General features: G+C 65.6%; 16 protein-coding genes. 11 read left to right on the top strand and 5 right to left on the bottom strand.

Features of this window, described 5'->3' with window-relative positions; genetic code table 11:
- The first annotated feature begins 377 nt into the window (after nucleotides 1-377).
- From CKO40_RS13845 to CKO40_RS13825, 5 genes are all read left to right on the top strand, one after another.
- Complete coding sequence (locus CKO40_RS13845) at nucleotides 378-1,523, top strand: cation diffusion facilitator family transporter (RefSeq protein ID WP_200346818.1); 1,146 nt, start codon at nucleotides 378-380, stop codon at nucleotides 1,521-1,523.
- A 454-nt stretch (nucleotides 1,524-1,977) separates the two neighbouring features.
- Nucleotides 1,978-3,387, top strand: coding sequence for a glutamate--ammonia ligase (gene glnA / locus CKO40_RS13840; protein WP_200346817.1), 1,410 nt, complete (start codon nucleotides 1,978-1,980; stop codon nucleotides 3,385-3,387).
- Nucleotides 3,388-3,991: 604 nt separating this feature from the next.
- Nucleotides 3,992-5,077, top strand: coding sequence for a nitrogen regulation protein NR(II) (gene glnL, locus CKO40_RS13835; protein WP_242477034.1), 1,086 nt, complete (start codon nucleotides 3,992-3,994; stop codon nucleotides 5,075-5,077).
- Complete coding sequence (gene ntrC, locus CKO40_RS13830; RefSeq protein ID WP_200346816.1) at nucleotides 5,067-6,506, top strand: nitrogen regulation protein NR(I); 1,440 nt, start codon at nucleotides 5,067-5,069, stop codon at nucleotides 6,504-6,506. The genes glnL and ntrC overlap by 11 nt, the downstream gene beginning before the upstream one ends.
- A 129-nt stretch (nucleotides 6,507-6,635) precedes the next feature.
- Nucleotides 6,636-7,064, top strand: coding sequence for a hypothetical protein (locus CKO40_RS13825; protein WP_200346815.1), 429 nt, complete (start codon nucleotides 6,636-6,638; stop codon nucleotides 7,062-7,064).
- Nucleotides 7,065-7,141: 77 nt separating this feature from the next.
- On the opposite strand, the gene CKO40_RS13820 is transcribed toward CKO40_RS13825, so the two are convergent.
- Nucleotides 7,142-7,366 (bottom strand): hypothetical protein, encoded by a 225-nt coding sequence (locus tag CKO40_RS13820; RefSeq protein WP_200346814.1) that lies wholly within the window; start codon nucleotides 7,364-7,366, stop codon nucleotides 7,142-7,144.
- Nucleotides 7,367-7,592: 226 nt separating this feature from the next.
- Here CKO40_RS13820 and CKO40_RS13815 point away from each other — a divergent pair, with 226 nt between their 5' ends.
- Nucleotides 7,593-8,048, top strand: a complete 456-nt coding sequence (locus CKO40_RS13815) for a tRNA (cytidine(34)-2'-O)-methyltransferase (RefSeq protein ID WP_200346813.1) — start codon at nucleotides 7,593-7,595, stop codon at nucleotides 8,046-8,048.
- A gap of 27 nt (nucleotides 8,049-8,075) precedes the next feature.
- Here the strand turns inward: CKO40_RS13815 and CKO40_RS13810 are convergent, their stop codons facing one another.
- From CKO40_RS13810 to CKO40_RS13795, 4 genes are all read right to left on the bottom strand, one after another.
- On the bottom strand, nucleotides 8,076-9,101 hold the full coding sequence (locus CKO40_RS13810) for an NAD(P)H-dependent glycerol-3-phosphate dehydrogenase (protein WP_200346812.1): 1,026 nt from the start codon (nucleotides 9,099-9,101) through the stop codon (nucleotides 8,076-8,078).
- Nucleotides 9,102-9,126: 25 nt separating this feature from the next.
- Nucleotides 9,127-9,618, bottom strand: coding sequence for a protein-export chaperone SecB (gene secB, locus CKO40_RS13805; RefSeq protein WP_200346811.1), 492 nt, complete (start codon nucleotides 9,616-9,618; stop codon nucleotides 9,127-9,129).
- Between the two features lie 49 nt (nucleotides 9,619-9,667).
- Complete coding sequence (locus CKO40_RS13800; protein ID WP_200346810.1) at nucleotides 9,668-10,084, bottom strand: rhodanese-like domain-containing protein; 417 nt, start codon at nucleotides 10,082-10,084, stop codon at nucleotides 9,668-9,670.
- A 228-nt stretch (nucleotides 10,085-10,312) separates the two neighbouring features.
- Nucleotides 10,313-10,705, bottom strand: a complete 393-nt coding sequence (locus CKO40_RS13795) for an ArsR/SmtB family transcription factor (protein ID WP_242477033.1) — start codon at nucleotides 10,703-10,705, stop codon at nucleotides 10,313-10,315.
- A gap of 34 nt (nucleotides 10,706-10,739) precedes the next feature.
- On the opposite strand from CKO40_RS13795, the gene CKO40_RS13790 reads away from it, so the two are divergent.
- The 5 genes from CKO40_RS13790 to CKO40_RS13770 all read left to right on the top strand — a co-directional run bounded on the left by CKO40_RS13790 (nucleotide 10,740) and on the right by CKO40_RS13770 (nucleotide 17,720).
- The gene (locus tag CKO40_RS13790) at nucleotides 10,740-12,065 is read left to right on the top strand and encodes a murein hydrolase activator EnvC family protein (protein WP_200346809.1); all 1,326 of its coding nucleotides are present in this window, start codon (nucleotides 10,740-10,742) and stop codon (nucleotides 12,063-12,065) included.
- 139 nt (nucleotides 12,066-12,204) lie between these two features.
- Entirely contained in the window at nucleotides 12,205-13,899 is a 1,695-nt protein-coding gene (locus CKO40_RS13785) for a S41 family peptidase (RefSeq protein ID WP_200346808.1), read from the top strand.
- 123 nt (nucleotides 13,900-14,022) lie between these two features.
- Complete coding sequence (locus CKO40_RS13780) at nucleotides 14,023-14,577, top strand: DJ-1 family glyoxalase III (RefSeq protein WP_200346807.1); 555 nt, start codon at nucleotides 14,023-14,025, stop codon at nucleotides 14,575-14,577.
- Between the two features lie 64 nt (nucleotides 14,578-14,641).
- Nucleotides 14,642-15,670: an MraY family glycosyltransferase gene (locus CKO40_RS13775; RefSeq protein WP_200346806.1), complete on the top strand. Its 1,029-nt coding sequence runs from the start codon at nucleotides 14,642-14,644 to the stop codon at nucleotides 15,668-15,670.
- A 7-nt stretch (nucleotides 15,671-15,677) separates the two neighbouring features.
- Nucleotides 15,678-17,720: a polysaccharide biosynthesis protein gene (locus CKO40_RS13770; RefSeq protein WP_200346805.1), complete on the top strand. Its 2,043-nt coding sequence runs from the start codon at nucleotides 15,678-15,680 to the stop codon at nucleotides 17,718-17,720.
- Nucleotides 17,721-17,745 lie beyond the last annotated feature (25 nt).

Genomic DNA, 17,745 nt, shown 5'->3' with positions numbered 1-17,745 from the left:
CGCGCAGCAGTCCCGCGACGCTGAGGTGCTGGCGTGAGAACGGACCACTCATCAATACCTGCCTCGCAGCTTGAGAAGGTCGTGGCAGTATACTGATTCGGCTTCAAAAGTTTACGAAAGATTTTTTTCGGCTCAAAGCCAACTTATTGTTTCTAAAGCAGATATTTTTGCGGCGGGAATTGCTGGACCGCTGCTGACGACCACTGTCTCACCACCGATCCTTTTTGTATGCGGTCGTCTTCACGCCCGTGCCCGGTATCGACACGGCCTGGCGCGTTCTTGCAGCGAGGCGCCGCGCATCCACAGTGATGACCCATGACCGGTATAATCGCGCGCACCTGGCGCCGCCCCGGCGCATGAGCCTGTGGTAACCCAGCATGGACAGTGGCGACCGCCTCGCCCGAGCTCAGGCGATCAAGCGCACCACCCTGATCGGCGCGATCTGCAACCTGCTGCTGGCGGTGGGTAAGGTCCTCGCCGGCTGGATCGGGCAATCCCATGCGCTGATCGCAGATGGACTGCATTCGTTGTCGGATCTGCTCTCCGATGGCCTGGTCTGGATCGCGGGTCATAAGGCCGGTCAAGCACCCGATTCTGAGCACCCTTACGGCCACGGGCGATTCGAGACCGTTGCGACGCTGGCGTTGGGGTTCCTGCTGTTCGCAGTGGCGGTCGGTATCGGCTGGGATGCGAGCAATCGGCTGTTTCAGCCGCATGCGCTGCTCGAGCCGGGGCCGATCGCACTGATCGCGGCGCTGATCTCGATCCTGGTCAAGGAGGCGCTCTACTGGTACACCCGCGCCTATGGGCAGCAGGTGCGTTCCGATCTCCTGATCGCCAACGCCTGGCACCATCGCTCCGATGCGATCTCGTCGGTCGTGGTCCTCATCGGCATCGCCGGCACCTTGGCCGGCCTCTCCTACCTGGATGCGGTCGCCTCGGTCATCGTCGCCGTCATGATCGCCAAGATCGCGTGGAATCTGGGCTCGGAGGCCACGCGCGAGCTCGTCGACACCGCCGTGAGCCCGGAGCGGCTGCGGGAGATCAGCCAGGTCATCCGCCGCAGCACCGGCGTGCGCGATGTCCACATGCTGCGAACCCGCACGCTCGGTGGAAACGCCTCTGCCGATGTGCACGTCCTCGTCGACCGCGACATCAGTGTCTCGGAAGGGCACGCGATCAGCGTCCTGGTCGAGCAGCGGCTGAAGCAGGCCATCGATCGGATGACCGATGTCACCGTCCACATCGATCCTGAGGACGACGAATCCCGCGCGCCCACCAAAGGGCTGCCGATGCGAACCGAGGTGCTCGAGCATCTCGATGCGGCCTGGGAGTCGATCCCTGAGGCCGTCACTCGCAAACGGGTACTCTTGCACTACCTCGACGGCGCCATCGCGGTCGACGTCTTTTTCCCGTTGCGCACCTATACCGACGAGCCGACAGCTCGGCAGCTGCGTGAGCGGCTCCTTGAGGCGCTGCGCGGTGACTCAAGATTCTCGGACGTGCGGATCTACTTCGGCTAAGCCGGGTTGGGCTCCATCAGGTTCGGCCAAATCAGGCTTTGCACTGTTATAGTGCATAAGCGTTGGCACCCTGTTTCGTTTCTGTGCAGTGATTCCGACTCAGCCTCCATGCATAGATAACCGATGCGTGCTGCTGATGCCCTGGAGACCGCTTCCCTACCCATCCGGAGCGATGCGCTGGGCGCACTTCGCCTCATCACGCAGGCGCCTGATCAGTGGTTTAGCCAATGAGGTCGTGATCGAGCGCCCGGACGGGGCCTGGAGCACGGGCGGCTTGGGCTCTTCTATGGCATGCGGCATGCTTATTGACGGGCTCGAGCGGTAATCAGATCAGCGGCAATGCCCGCCAGCGCGGGATCGCCGTACCTCTCATGCGCAGACTGGGACCGGCCCGCAGACTCGGTCCTTCACCCCTTTCCCTCTAGCTCAAGACAAAACGCGGGAGATTTCGCAGATGTCCGCCACTGACGTGTTGAAGACAATCAAAGACGAGGACGTAAAATTCGTAGACCTGCGGTTTACGGATACGCGCGGCAAGGAGCAGCACGTCTCGCTCCCAGCCGGCGTCATCGACGAGTCGCTGTTTCAGGATGGCAAGATGTTCGATGGCTCATCGATCGCCGGCTGGAAGGGCATCCAGGAGTCGGACATGGTGCTGATGCCGGAGGCCGCGACCGCGATCATGGACCCGTTCGCCGACGAAAAGACCCTGATCGTGCGCTGCGACATCCTCGAGCCTTCGACCATGCAGGGCTATGAGCGTGATCCGCGCTCGGTGGCCAAGCGCGCCGAGGCCTTTCTGGCATCAACCGGCGTTGCCGACACCGCGTTCTTCGGCCCGGAGCCCGAGTTCTTCGTCCTCGACGATGTCCGTTGGAGCGTGAGCATGGCCGGCGCGTTCTACAAGGTCGATTCGGAAGAGGCCGAATGGAACTCCGAGCGCGTCTTCGAGGACGGCAATATGGGTCACCGTCCGGGCGTCAAGGGTGGCTACTTCCCGGTGCCGCCGGTCGATTCTCTGAACGACATCCGCGCCGCGATGTGTCTGGCGATGGAAGAGATGGGCGTCCCGGTCGAGGTCCACCACCACGAGGTCGCGACCGCCGGCCAGTGCGAGATCGGCACCAAGTTCGACACCCTGGTGCGGCGGGCGGACATGAATCAGATCCTCAAGTACTGTGTGCACAACGTTGCGCATGCCTATGGCAAGACCGCGACCTTCATGCCCAAGCCGCTCGTCGGCGACAACGGCAACGGCATGCACGTGCACCAGTCGCTCGGCCTCAAGGGAGACAATATCTTCTCGGGCGACAAGTATGGCGGCCTGTCGGAGACTGCGCTCTATTATATCGGCGGCATCATCAAGCACGCGCGGGCGCTGAACGCCTTCACGAATGCCTCGACCAACTCCTACAAGCGTCTGGTGCCAGGCTTCGAGGCCCCGGTGATGCTCGCCTATTCGGCCAAGAACCGCTCCGCTTCGGTGCGTATTCCGCATGACTCGAACCCGAAGGCGCGTCGAATCGAGGTGCGCTTCCCGGATAGTATGGGCAACCCCTACCTGTCGTTCGCGGCGATGATGATGGCCGGCCTCGACGGCATCCAGAACAAGCTCCATCCCGGTGAGGCAATGGACAAGGACCTCTATGACCTGCCGCCGGAAGAAGAGAAGGCGATCCCGCAGGTCTGCTATTCGCTGGATCAGGCACTGGACGCACTCGACAAAGACCGCGAGTTCCTGACCGCGGGTGGCGTCTTCACCGATGATGTGATCGACGGCTACATCGCGCTAAAGATGGACGAGGTCACCCAGCTGCGGATGAGCACCCATCCGGTCGAGTTCGACCTCTACTACAGCCTCTGACCGAGCGAGTCGCGGCGCGCCAGCATTGGCGCGCCGTCCCCCCGCCCTCCACCGCGCCCCTCACGAGACGAACCATCCTACAAACGGCAGTTGACCGCCTCCGCCTCGGAGCAACCGTTACGGCCGTTGGGGTGGGTTCCGCGTTCCTGATCGCAAACAGGTCAGCCAGGCACAGTGAGTCAGACGACTCAGGCCCTATCGGAATGCCCGCCTCGCCTAGACAAGCTGCCGAGGCTTAGAGACCCGATCAAAACGACCGCCTGACTCGCGCAAGCTTCTGATCTGACTGGCCGTAGGGGCCATTCTGTTAGGGTTTCTTGGCTGAGCTGGGCGACCGCGATCGGTTCAGCGACCTCGACGACTGATCTGGCGCTGCTCATGTGTCCATCGATGGTGCAACGGGGTGCAGCCTGCGCCGAGGATTCGCACTAGACTAGTGCAGTCAGTCGCAATCGAGATGCTGGATCGATTGCTTGAACCGAGGCTTACTGGCTGATCCCCATCTGGCTCGTTGCTTGCTTGTAAAGCGCGGAATGGCCGACGCGATACCGGCCGCAGATGGCTGAACTCAAGGGGTCCAAGGTCAAGCCTTCCTTCCAGATCAATGAATACGATACTGAATGGGTTCGGCCGCCTGGGTACGATGATCCTCGATAACCTCAGCACCGCGGTCCTGCTGTTCGACCGTGAGTTGCGGCTTCGCTATATCAATACTGCCGGAGAGCAACTGCTCGCCGTCAGTGCCAAGGCGGTCCTCGGGGAGAGCGCCGGCGAGCTCGTGCCTTGCCCGGTCGACTTGGTCGAGAATCGGCTGCGTCAGGCGCTGCTGACCCGGCAACCCTTCACCGAGCGCGAGGTCGAGGTCAAGCGTCCGGACCAACAGCTTATCCGCGTCAACTGTACCGTGCTGCCGCTGCATCCGATCGAAGACCCCTACGATCTGCTGATGGAGATGCAACAGGTCGACCGCCAGTTGCGGATCGCGCGCGAAGAGTATCTGATCTCCCAGCATCAGGCGACCCAGGCCCTGCTGCGCGGCCTCGCCCATGAGATCAAGAATCCACTCGGCGGTTTGCGCGGCGCCGCGCAGTTGCTGGAGCGGGAACTGCCGAATCCGGGGTTGCGGGAGTACACCCGCATCATCATCGACGAGGCCGACCGGCTTCAGTCGCTGCTGAATCGGATGCTGGGGCCAAACCAGCTCCCGCAGCTGCAGCCGGTCAATATCCATCATATCACCGAGCATGTCCGCGGCCTGCTCGAGGCCGAATTTCCGTCCGGTCCGACGGTCATCCGGGACTATGATCCGAGTATCCCGAACATCAAGGGCGACCCCGACCGGCTGATTCAGGCCCTACTCAATATCGCGCGCAACGCCGCCGAAGCCGCCGGTCAGCATGGACAGGTCACGCTCCGGACGCGCGTGCTGCGGCAGTTCACGATCGGAAGCGTCCGTCACCGGCTCGTGCTCGGCATCGATATCGAGGACAACGGCCCCGGCATCCCGGATGAGCTGATGGACCGGATCTTCTTTCCGATGGTCTCCGGCCGCTCCGGCGGAACCGGGCTGGGGCTGGCGATCGCACAGGAGCTCGTGAATCAGCATCAGGGCCTGATCGAGTGCGACAGCCGCCCGGGATGCACGACCTTCTTCGTCTATCTCCCGTTGGAGGCATCGCATGAAGAATAGGGTCCCGCGGATCTGGGTGATCGACGACGACCGCTCGATTCGCTGGGTCCTCGAGCGGGCGCTGCGCCAGGCCGAGATGGACGTGACCAGCTTCTCCAACGGCGTCGGCGTGATGGATGCACTCGAGCGGGAGACCCCGGACGTGATCCTCTGTGACATCCGGATGCCCGGCATCGACGGCCTTGAGCTGCTGGAACAGGTCAACAGCCGTTATCCGCAGATCCCGGTCATCATCATGACCGCCCATTCCGATCTGAACAGCGCCGTCTCGGCCTTCCATGGTGGTGCGTTCGAATACCTGCCCAAGCCGTTCGATATCGATGAGGCCGTGGATCAGGTTCAGCGCGCCTGTCGGCGCCAGCATGAGACCCCACCCGAGCCCGCGCCCTTGCCTCACAGCCCGGACATCATCGGTGAGGCACCGTCGATGCAAGAGGTCTTCCGTGCGATCGGTCGGCTCGCCCGCTCCAACATCACCGTGTTGATCAACGGTGAGTCCGGCACCGGGAAGGAGCTCGTCGCACAGGCGCTGCATCGGCACAGCCCGCGCTCCGAAGCCCCGTTCATCGCGCTCAACATGGCCGCGATCCCGCGTGATCTGATGGAGTCCGAGCTGTTCGGACACGAGCGCGGTGCCTTTACCGGAGCCCAAACCCGGCGCGAAGGCCGCTTCGAGCAGGCCGATGGCGGGACCCTGTTCCTTGACGAGATCGGTGACATGCCGGCAGAGCTGCAGACCCGCCTGCTGCGCGTGCTGGCCGATGGGGAATTCTATCGGGTCGGCGGTCTGACCCCGATCAAGGTCGATGTGCGCATCATTGCGGCGACCCACCAGAACCTCCGCGAGCTGGTGGGCAAGGGTAGCTTTCGCGAGGATCTGTTCCATCGCCTGAACGTGATCCGCATCCAGTTGCCGGCCCTGCGGGATCGGCGCGAGGATATCAGCCTACTGATGCGCCACTTTCTGGCCCAAGCGGCCAAGGAGCTCGGCTGCGAGGCCAAAGTGCTGGCGAACGATGCGCTGGAGCGGCTCGAACGGCTCGACTGGCCGGGCAATGTCCGTCAGCTCGAGAATACCGCGCGCTGGCTGACGGTGATGGCCTCCACCAAGCAGATCCACGTCGGCGATCTGCCGCCAGACCTCGATGGCATCGAGCAACCGGAGCGTGCCCATGAGCAGTGGGAGGGGGCGCTGAGGGCCTGGACCCGTCGCCGGCTGCAGCAAGGCGACCGCGGCATCCTCGACTCGGCGATGCCGGCGTTCGAGCGTATCCTGATCCAATCCGCGCTCGAGCACACTGGTGGCCGCCGCCAAGAGGCCGCCAAGCTCCTCGGCTGGGGCCGCAATACGCTCACGCGCAAGATCAAGGAGCTCGGAATGGAGGCCGAGGGACCCGAGCCGCCTGAAGAGGAGCAGCAGGTCGGCTGATCAATGGATGCTGATCGCGGTGGTGGCGGTGCGATCCCTGGCAATTCGGCTCAACTGCCCCATTCTCCGGGCCGATGCGCGTATCCCGCGCCCATCCCCTCAGCAACCTATCAGTCGAGGATCAGCCCATTGGACAGTAGCAGTATCCGTCTTCCCGGTTCCGAGATCGCCGACATCCGCTTCGCCGACGGGACGCTCCAGGTACGGTTCTCTCGCGCCTTTATCATCAAGACGATGACCGGCTCCGCCGAGAAGACGCTCTGGTGGCAGGCCGGCGAGCTTATCCTGGAAGGTGCCGAGCTACTTGCTCCGTTGCCGGAAGCGACGGCGCGTTCAGGATCGGAGCCGGCCTTCATCTGCGATGGCGGCGACATCGATGAGAATGTCTACACCTACCGCGACATGATTCCGATCCCGCTCGAGAGCCGCGGTCTCTGCCGCTGCGATCTTGCGCTGCGTGATAGCGATCAGCGCATTCGGGCCCAGGGCGAGACCATCCACCTGGCGATGGAAGAGACGCCCCATTACATCGAGCACATCCGTCCCGACGACAACTGAACCCCGCGAAAGCCGCGTGAGGTTCAAGCCCTGCTGTGCGTCGCGGGTGCGGCGCATAGCAGGAATCCACTACCGCCCTACAGCCGGTTCGAGCCGACGATCTCGTGGGCGATATCGACGACGCGATTGGCCATGTCCATGTACTCCTGCCGGTAGTCGGCCAGGAGCCCGTCTTGAGACGCCCAGTAATCCTTACCGCTGATGCCGTGCTCATGCTCGTGATCGATGAACTGCTTCTGCATCTCGAGCATCTTGTCGATCAGCTCCTGCTTCTCTTTCTTCAACGCGGCGATATCGGTCATGGTCTTCTCCCCCGCAGGGTATCGTTGCTATCGTGATGCGAGCGGCCGGATGGAACCGGTTCCAGCCTATCAATAGTATATGCCGAACCGTTAATATACCACGGCCGTTTCAGAAAGGGTCAAGCGTGGGCGACAGCGGTCGACGCAGCATCGACCCCGCGCCCCATTGCCTCCGGTTGCGCCTACCGGGAAGCGGTCACTGTAAGCTCAGGGACGCCCTCTCCCGATGTTCCATGTCATCCTCTACCAGCCCGAGATCCCGCCGAACACCGGTAACGTGATGCGGCTCTGCGCCAACACCGGCGCCCAGCTCCATCTCGTCGGTGTCCTCGGGTTCGAGCTCGACGACCGCCGATTGCGCCGTGCCGGACTGGACTACCGGGACTGGGTCGGTGTGCAGCGGCACCCGGACCTGGCCAGCTGCTGTGGGCGTCTCGGCGCACCGCGCCTGTTCACCCTCAGCACCCGCGGCCTGAAAACCTATGCGGATGTCCGCTTCGCGCCAGGGGATGCCTTCCTGTTCGGGCCGGAGACGCGCGGGCTCCCGCCCGAGGTCCGTGATGGGGTGCCGGCCGAACAGCGTCTCCGGCTGCCGATGCGCCCGGGCAATCGCAGCCTCAATCTATCCAATGCGGTTGCCGTCGTCGTCTATGAGGCCTGGCGCCAACAGGGCTTCGAGTAGCCTCTCGTCGCGCATCGTGCTACGCGGTCAGTCGCGACCGGCGTTCAAAGGGCTCAAACCCTCGAGCTCGGACTTGCCGGCGCGCTCCAGTAGCTCTCGGGTCGCTGCGGCGGGCGTCTGTCCCGCGTAGAGCACGGCATGCACCTGCTCGGAGATCGGCATCTCGATCTGGTGCTCGCGGGCGATCCGGTGCACCGCCCGTGCGGTCACGACCCCCTCGACCTCCTGGCCGATGGCCGCGATCGCCGAGCTGGCGCGCGCTCCCTGAGCCAGCGCCAGGCCGAGCCGACGGTTGCGGGATTGATCGTCGGTGCAGGTCAGCACCAGATCGCCCAGTCCGGCGAGGCCCATGAAGCTCTCCTGCCGGGCGCCGAGCGCGCGCCCGAGGCGGATCAGCTCGGCGAGGCCGCGGGTGATCAGCGCCGCGCGGGTGTTGGCACCAAACCCGAGCCCATCGGCGATACCGGTTGCGATCGCGAGCACGTTCTTGGCCGCTCCGCCAACCTGCACGCCGATCAGGTCGTCATGGGTATAGGCGCGGAAGCGTTCTGACCGGACCAGCTCGGCGCAGCGATCCGCAAACGCCATGCTCGATGCGGCAAGCGTGACGGCGGTCGGAAGCCCCTGGGCGACCTCCTTTGCGAAGCTGGGACCGGACAAGACCGCGAGTTCGCGGTCGCCGGTGAGGTCCTGCACCACCTCGTGCAACAGGCGTCCACTGTCGGGATCGAATCCTTTCGTCGCCCAGATGACACCGAGCCTAGGCGAGAGGAAGGGCGCCAACTGACCGACGACGTCGGCGAAGAACTGGCTTGGCACCGCGATCAGGACTGCTGACGCCTTATCGAGCGCCTGTTCCAGCGAGCTGGTCGGCCCGATCCGGTCCGGCAATGCGATCCCCGGCAGGAAGCTGCGATTCTCGCGGTCGCGGAGCAGCGCCGACACCTGCTCGGCGTCATGACTCCAGAGTGACACCTGGTGGCCATTGCCGGCCAGCAGCACGGCTAGCGCCGTGCCCCAGGACCCTGCACCGATGACAGCGATACGTTCCATCCGACCCGACTCTAGTTGACCGCGACTAATGCGTCGTCGGCGACGGCTCGCCGCCAGCGCCCTGCTTGGCCTGTTCTGCCTGCTCGGCCTGCTTCTGCGCGTAGATGGCGTCGAAGCTCACATGCTGCAGCACCAGATGCGGAAACCCGCCCTTGAAGACGAGGTCCGAGACCGCCTGCCGCGCATAGGGAAACAGCAGGCTCGGGCAGTAGACGTAGAACAGGGGTCCGAGCTCCTCCTGCGCAAACCCGCTGACGGTGACGATGCCGGCCTGCTGGATCTCGATCAGGTAGGCGGTCTGCTCGCCGACCTTGGTGGTCACCGTGACGGTCAGCACCACCTCGTGCGTGTCCTCGGACAGGGCCGAGAGCTTGATATCGAGATGCAGCGAGGTCTCCGGCTTCCACTCCTGCCGAAAGATCGCTGGGGTGTTCGGCGCCTCGAACGAGAGGTCCTTTACGTAGATGCTGCGCAGCGCGAACTGCCGATCGCCCTGAGGCTGTTGATTCTCGGCCATGATGAGCTCCGGATGACTGGAATGGGGGGTGGCGCGGGCGGACCGCGCGTTAGCGCTTCTTGCGGGTCAGCGGCAGGTTGGCGCTCTCCCAGGCCATGATCCCGCCCTTGAGGTTATAGACCTCGTCGAACCCGGCCTTGCGCAGCACATGGCAGGCGGCCTGAGATTGCGAGCCTGAGCGACAATTGACGATGACCGGCCCGTTCTTGTAACGCGCCAACGCGCCGGTCTGTTTCTTGAACCCGTTCATCGGGACGTTGACGGCATTGATGATGTGCCCCTTCGCAAAATCTGCCGCCGGGCGCACGTCGATGACCGTTGCGTCGCGCTGGTTGATCAAGACCGTGGCACTGCTCGGGTCCACCGAGCCTTTGTCGCCAATGATCAGCGTATAGGTGAGCAGACCGAGGATCACACCAAGGGCGGCGAACAGCACCCAATGGTTTCCGACGAATTCGAGGAGCATAGCCAGTGTTGGAAACGCTAGACGGAGGGATGAGGCCGCGAAGACGCGCTCAGCGCCGCATCGCAGCGCGGACGGCTCGCAAGTATAGGTTGCAGCGGATCAGTCGTCACCTGCTAGGCCGCAGCCGACTGGTGCCGGTCGCTGCGCCGGATGATCGGTTGAGCCCCTTTTTGCGCCGTTGAAGCCCGATGCTGGCTGCTAGAGCCTCGGCATCGAGGGACCCTGGCCTTAGGGGATGCGGCTGCAGAAGACCTCGCGCATCATGCCGATCAACCGCAGCGTCCGCGCGTCACCGACGCGATAATAGACGCGGTTGGCATCCTTGCGCGCTGCGAGGATGCCCTTGTCGCGCAAGATGGCGAGGTGTTGGGATATGTTGCTCTGTGAGGTCCCGACGTGATCGACGATGTGCTGAACGCTGACCTCTTCATCGCCGAGCGTGCACAGGATCTTCAGGCGCAGTGGGTGCGACATCGCCTTGAGCGAGCGGGATGCGCGCTCGATGTCGGCGTCATCAGCAAAGAGCTCCAGCTCGGTGTCTTGATGCACCTCGTGATGCCCCTCGTCAAAACCCTGTTCGGGTGGCGCCTGTGCACGGAGCAGCTGCCGCTCTTCATCCATATCGTTCGCCCCAATATCAACGCTTCATGAAACGATGATAAACCTTTCCGATGCGCTGGCAAGTCGAAGGCGTCACATCGATTATTGCGCAGGCTTCGGCTTGGCTGCACTCGGCGCGGTGCTGGCCGCGAGCGCGGCGGAACCCCTGAGCGCAGCAGCTCAGCCCAGTGGTTCCGATGGCGAAGCCCAGCGGCGAGCACCGACAGAAGCGCAGACGGAAGCGACGATCACGTCGGTATCCGAGACTGAAGCCGACGGCGACTCCCCCGACCCGGTCGCCCGGCATCAGGCGGCGCTGCAGCAGGTTCGCTCTCGGCTCCAGGCGCTGCGCGCCGGCATTGCCGATCAGGTGCTCTATCGCAAGGCGCTGCGCGCGGAACTGCGGCAGAGCGAGCAGGATATCGACGACCTCGCACGCGCCAACCGCCAGCTCACCGCGATGGCGGTCTCACAACAGCAGGCCCTAAACGAGACGGCCGAGCGGTTGCGGCAGACGCGCGAGCGTCTGGCACAACAACGCGCTGCGTTGGCCGAGCTGATGCGGGCCGCCCATGTGCGCGGGCACGGCGGCTATCTGCGGCTGCTGCTCGACGACGAGGCGCTGCGCCGAAAGACGCGCGCATTCGGGTATTATCGTGTGCTCGCCGATGCGCGAGCCGCCCGCGTGGCGCGCATCGAGCTGTTGCGCCAGGACCTGGCTGCGCTTGAGCGCGAGGGTCGGGATGAGGCCGCCCGGCTGCAGCGGTTGGCTGCCCGGCAGGAGCAGACCCGACTCCGGCTCAGCGATGCACGCCGCGCCCGCGCAGCGGTTCTGGCCGATCTGGAGCGGGCGCTGGCTGAGGACCGGGGCCGCGTAGCGGCGCTTGCGGCCGATGCCGAGGCGTTACATGCACTGATCGAGCGGCTGAAGCGCGAGGCCGAGATCCGCGATGAGATCGAGCTGGATCAAACCGAGATCAGTGAGCGGCGGGGCCAACTGACCTGGCCGATTGCGCCGGCGCAACTGGTGCGGCCCTTCGGCAAGGACCGCGGTTCCGGCGCGCTGCATGCTGACGGTGTGCTGCTCGCCGCGGCCCCGGGCGCCGAGGTGCGCGCGGTGCACCACGGGCGCGTTGCCTACGCCGATTGGCTCCGCGGCTTCGGCATGTTAATCGTGATCGATCATGGCGGTGGCTACATGACCCTCTACGGCCATAACCAGACGTTGCTCAAGGAGGTTGGCGAGTGGGTCGCGTCCGGCGATCTGATCGCGCTCTCGGGCAACAGCGGCGGTGCCGAGCGCGATGCGCTCTACTTTGCGATTCGCCATCAAGGGCAGGCGCTCGATCCGAGCGATTGGTGCCGGGTGCGGGCCGGCTGATGCCGGTCGGAGGCCCCGGAGGCTCCGGAAACCCCCGAGCCCCTGGGGCGGAACGCAATGGCGCTTCAGCGCTCCGACTACACTGACCTGACGAACCCCATTCAACCGGCCTGCGCTGTGGGCCAACAGGATAGAACCTATGATCGATCGCCAGCTTGCGCTTGCCTGCCTGCTCTCGTTGATCTCAGCGTCCATCGCGCTGGCCGAGCCAGGGCAAGGCGGTGAGGCCGTCCCGGAAACGGACGCGCCGCCAGCAGCCCCGCCAGCAGCCCCGTCACCAGCCTCCCCGGCAGCCTCTCCACCAGCCTCCCCCGCAGCCCCGGCCGGGTCGACTGAGACAGGCCCGGCCGAGTCGAACGAGCTCGACGGCCCGCCGGGTGCAGTCCCGGCCACGGTGCCGCCCGCGGTCCAGCCACCCCCACCCGGGTTCAGGCCCACCGGGACCCGGCCCGAGCCGAGCATCGAAGAGGCCCAGAAGGCTGCTCAGGCGGCCCTGGACGAACAGGATGACCCGGATGGTCTACCGCTCAAGGAGCTGCGCGTCTTTGCCGAGGTCTTCGGCCGCATCAAGAGCGACTATGTCGAGCAGGTCAAGGACCGGGAGCTGCTCGAGAGCGCCATCCGCGGCATGCTGGCCGGCCTCGACCCGCACTCGGCCTATCTGGAGCCCGAGCAGTACAACGACCTGCGCGTTGGCACCTCGGGCGAATTCGGCGGCCTCGGCATCGAGGTCGGCATGGAGGACGGCTTCGTCAAGGTGATCGCGCCGATCGATGACACTCCGGCCCAACGCGCCGGGATCCAGGCCGGCGATCTGATCGTGCGCATCGACGACAAGCCGGTCAAAGGCTTGAGCCTGAGCGAGGCGGTCGAGCTCATGCGCGGCGAGCCCGGCAGCACCATCAAGCTGACCCTGATGCGGGACAGCGAGGCCAAACCGCTTCAGGTCGAGATCGAGCGCGCCGTGATCAAGGTGGCCTCGGTCAAGAAGCGCCTGCTCGAGCCGGGCTTCGGCTACCTGCGGATCGCCAACTTCCAGGCCCGCACCACCGATGACCTGGTGAAAGCGGTCGAGGCCCTCCAGCAGAAGAACGACGGCCCGTTGAAGGGGGTCGTGCTCGACCTGCGCAACAATCCCGGCGGCGTGCTGAACACCGCCGTCGGCGTGAGCGATGCCTTTCTCGAGGACGGCCTGATCGTCTACACCGAGGGGCGGATGGAGGACGCCAAGCTCGAGTTCCATGCCGGCCCAAACGACGTGCTCGACGGCGCACCGCTGGTCGTGCTGGTCAACGGCGGCAGCGCCTCGGCCTCCGAGATCGTCGCTGGCGCGCTGCAGGATCAGCGCCGGGCGCTGATCATGGGCAACCCGACCTTCGGCAAGGGGTCGGTGCAGACGATCATCCCGGTCGACAACCGCACAGCGCTGAAGCTCACGACCGCTCGCTACTTCACCCCGTCCGGACGCTCGATCCAGGCGCTCGGGATCGAGCCCGACATCATCCTCGAACGCGGCAGTCTGACCTTGGCCGCCGAATCCGACGTGGCCCCCCTCAAGGAGGCCAACCTGATGCGCCACCTCGAAGACGATCGCAGCCAGAGCGACGAGAATGACGCATCGGCCTCGCCCGATAACCCGGATCAGGAGGCGGAGCAGGATCAGGAACAACCGTTGGCTGCCGAGGACTACCAGCTCTCCGAGGCGCTCAATGTGCTCAAGGGGCTGGCGATATTGGGCCAGACGCCGGCTGCCGCCGCCAAGGCCGGCGTTGCCGACGCTGACGCTGAAGCGGCCGCATCGAGCCCGGCGCCCGAATCGAGCAGCACGCCGTAGAACGATGCAGCGCGCGCCCCTGAAGCAAACAACAGCCACCGCACCGAGCGGCGCGCCCCAGAAACCCGAGCAGAATCTGGTGACGACGCGCACCCGAACCCAACTCGCATACAGGAGGAGCCCATGCCCCGTGTTCTGATCCCCCTGGCGCCCGGCTGTGAAGAGCTCGAGGCCGTCACCATCATCGACCTGCTGCGCCGCGCCGAGATCGAGGTCATCACGGCGGGCATCGAGCCCGGCCCGGTCCAGTGCAGTCGCGGAACCCGGCTCGTCCCCGATGCCGACCTCGATGAGGTCGCCGAAGACGAGTTCGATATGGTGGTCCTCCCGGGTGGACAGCCGGGCGCGACCCACCTGGACCGCGACACGCGTGTACACGATCTGCTGGCCCGTCAGGCCGCTGCCGACCGCTGGAGCGCGGCGATCTGCGCGGCGCCGCAGGTCCTCGCCAGCACCGGTCTGCTCGACGGGCGCACGGCGACCAGCTTCCCGGGCGCGATCGACGGCGCCCGCTATCCCCAGGTGCAATTGGTGGAGCAGCCGGTGGTCACCGACGGTAAGGTGGTCACCTCACGCGGACCGGGCACCGCGATGGATTTCGCCCTGCACCTGATCGAACTGCTGATGGGTCCCGAGCGTCGCGGCGCCGTTGAGGCAAAACTGATGCGGCCGGCCTGATGGCCCCTCTCGCGGGTATGCGGTCGTCTCCCGCGGCAACCGGATTGGACTGGATGAGCCCGATATGGACCTGATCGCCGCGGTGCCGGTATTGATAGCGGCAGTGATCAGCATCACGGCGACGGCAGGGTTGGCTAACAGGCGCTGGCCTGTGCTGCAGGTGCTCGACCAGCCCAACGCCCGTTCATTGCACGCGCGCCCGGTGCCGCGCAGCGGCGGTCTTGCGGTGCTCACCGGCTGGTTGGTGGCGCTGCTGCTGATCAGCGTCCTCGTTGGCCTGCGTCCGGAGCTCGCCTGGCTGGCCCTGGCGGTGATGCTCGTCGCCGCGGTCTCCTATTGGGACGACCGCCATGACCTCTCGACGCGCACCCGGCTCCTGGTCCATCTTCTAGCCGCCGGTCTGCTCTGGCTCGGCGGGCTGCGCTGGGACCTACTCGGGCTGCCCGGCCCGCTGGTCCCGCTTCCTCAATGGCTCGCCCTTGCGCTCACCCTGCTCTATCTGACCTGGATGATCAACCTCTACAACTTCATGGATGGGATGGATGGACTGGCCGGCACGATGTCGGCCGTCGGATTCGGCGCGCTGGCCTGGCTCGGCCTCGCCGGCGGCGACCTGCTCTACGCGACGACCTGCGCCGCCGTGGCGGCAGCGGCGGCCGGCTTCCTCACCGGCAATCTGCCGCCAGCGCGCATCTTCCTCGGCGACGTCGGGTCATCGAGCCTCGGCCTGCTGGCCGGCGGCCTGACCCTTTGGGGGGCATCCGCCGAGCTGTTCCCCCTGTGGGTGGGCTGGCTCGTCTTCTCGCCCTTCATCGTCGATGCGACTTGGACCCTGCTGCGCCGCGCCTTCCGGCGCGAGCGCTTCTGGGAGGCGCACCGCTCCCACCACTACCAGCGCCTGGTGCTCGCCGGCTGGGGACATCGCCGCACCCTTGGCTGGGCCGCGGTGCTGATCACTGCGGTGGCCGCGAGCGCCCTGGCGGCAGTCGATATGACGACGGCCGAGCAATGGCAGCTGATCGGCGCCTGGGGCCTCGTCTACCTGCTGATCCACCTGCGCGTCGGTCTCGCCGAGCGCCTCCAGCGAGGCTGATCCGGCCATGTGGCGGCGCTGGTACGAACGGCTGCGCTCGCGCACCGCGGCCTTCGCGCACGATCTGGTGATGGTGCCCGTCGCCTGGCTCGGCGCCTTCTGGATGCGGTTCAATCTGAGCGACGTCCCGGACGCGTTCATGACCGCCGCGGTCGACCAGCTGCCGCTGGTGATGCTCATCTGTGCCGTCGTCTACTGGTCGTTCGGGCTCTATCGCGGTGTGTGGCGCTTCGCCTCGCTGCCGGACCTCGCGCGGATCGCCAAGGCCGTGACGCTTGCCACGCTCCTGGTGGTGCTGGCGCTGTTCGTGCTCAGCCGCAACGAATTCCTGCCGCGCTCGGTACCGCCGCTCTTCCTGTGCTTCCAGGCGATCCTACTTGCCGGTCCAAGGCTGCTCTATCGGCGGCTCAAGGACCACCGCCTCGGCCTGCGACCGGGCGAGCGCGTGCTCGTGGTCGGCGCTGACCGCGCCGGCGAGATGCTCGTGCGCGACATGCTGCGCGATCCCGGCCGCAGGTACTTCCCGGTGGCCTTCGTCGATGACAAGCTGCGCCGGCACGGCGGCGACATCCATGGGGTGCCGATCAAGGGCGGCTCGGTCCAGATCCCGGAGCTGGTCGAGTCCTTGGGGATCGACCTGATCATGCTCGCGGTACCGACTGCGACCAACGCCCAGATGCAGAGGTTGGTCGAGCTCTGCGAGTCTACCGGGAGGCCATTCCGCACCGTGCCGCAGCTCAAGAATCTGCTCTCCGGTGCGGTCACCATCCGCCAACTGCGCGAGGTCTCGATCGACGACCTGCTCGGCCGCAATCCGGTGCAGCTCGATTGGGCTGCGATCCGCGCCGGTCTCACCGATCGTGTGGTGCTGGTGACCGGTGCCGGCGGCTCGATCGGCGCCGAGCTCTGCCGGCAGATCCTCGCTGCGCAGCCGAGGCGATTGCTCCTGGTCGACAACTGCGAGCTCAACCTCTATCGGCTCGACCATGAGCTCGCTGGGCGCGAGGACCGGCCCCCCTACGAGGTCCAGCTTGTCGACGTGACCGATCGCGCCGCGATCGAGTCGCTGTTCGCTGCTCAGCGCCCGCACACGGTGTTCCATGCCGCAGCCTATAAGCATGTGCCCCTGCTCGAGACCCAGGTCCGGGCCGCCGTGCGCAACAACGTGCTCGGCACCGAGACCGTTGCCGATTGCGCCAGCCGCCACGGCTGCGAGCGCGTCGTGCTGATCTCGACCGACAAGGCGGTGAATCCGGCCAACGTGATGGGAGCGACCAAGCGCGCCGCCGAGATGCTCTGCCAGGCGCGCGCTCAAGCGGCGTCAACGACCCGCTCGAGCGCCCTGACCGAGACGGCCTCGACCTCTATGGGCTCGTTGCCGACCGCGAGCCCATCGACAGACCAGCGAGCGGCCCAGCGCTCAACCGGACTGCTGATTTCGGCACCGGCAACGCGCTTTATCACCGTGCGCTTCGGCAATGTGCTCGGCTCCGCCGGCAGCGTCGTCCCGCTGTTTCGCCAGCAGATCGAGCAGGGCGGGCCGGTGACCGTGACCGATCCGGAGATCGAGCGCTTCTTCATGACCATCCCCGAGGCCTGCCAACTGATCATGCAGGCCGCGCTGATCGGCGCCGGCGGCGAGATCTTCGTGCTGGACATGGGTAAACCGGTCAAGATCCGCTACCTTGCCGAGCAGATGATCCGCCTCGCCGGGCGTGAACCCCACACCGAGATCCCGATCGAATATGTCGGGCTCCGCCCCGGCGAGAAGCTGTACGAGGAGCTGTTCTACGATCGGGAAGACCTGATGCAGACCGAGCATCCGAAGATCAAGGCCGCGCGTCGCGAGCGAATCGATGCCGACTCGCTCGACCATGATCTCAGGCGCCTGCGCACCGCCTGCGACGGCGCCCCGCCGGACGAGCTGCTCCAGCTCTTGCGGGAGCTGGTGCCGGAATGGCGGACGCCGCCGGCAACGCGCGGCGACCCTGCTGCCGCGCAACCGGCGGCTGAGCGGGCGTCGAGCCCGCCGGTGCGAGCGGCGAGCTAGCGCAAGACAGCGGAGCTCCCGAGAC

The sequence above is a fragment of the Halochromatium glycolicum genome (genome assembly GCF_016584085.1).
Lineage (GTDB): Bacteria > Pseudomonadota > Gammaproteobacteria > Chromatiales > Chromatiaceae > Lamprobacter > Lamprobacter glycolicus.
Note: the sequence above shows the minus strand (reverse complement) of the source record. Positions and strands in the feature narration are given on the sequence as shown.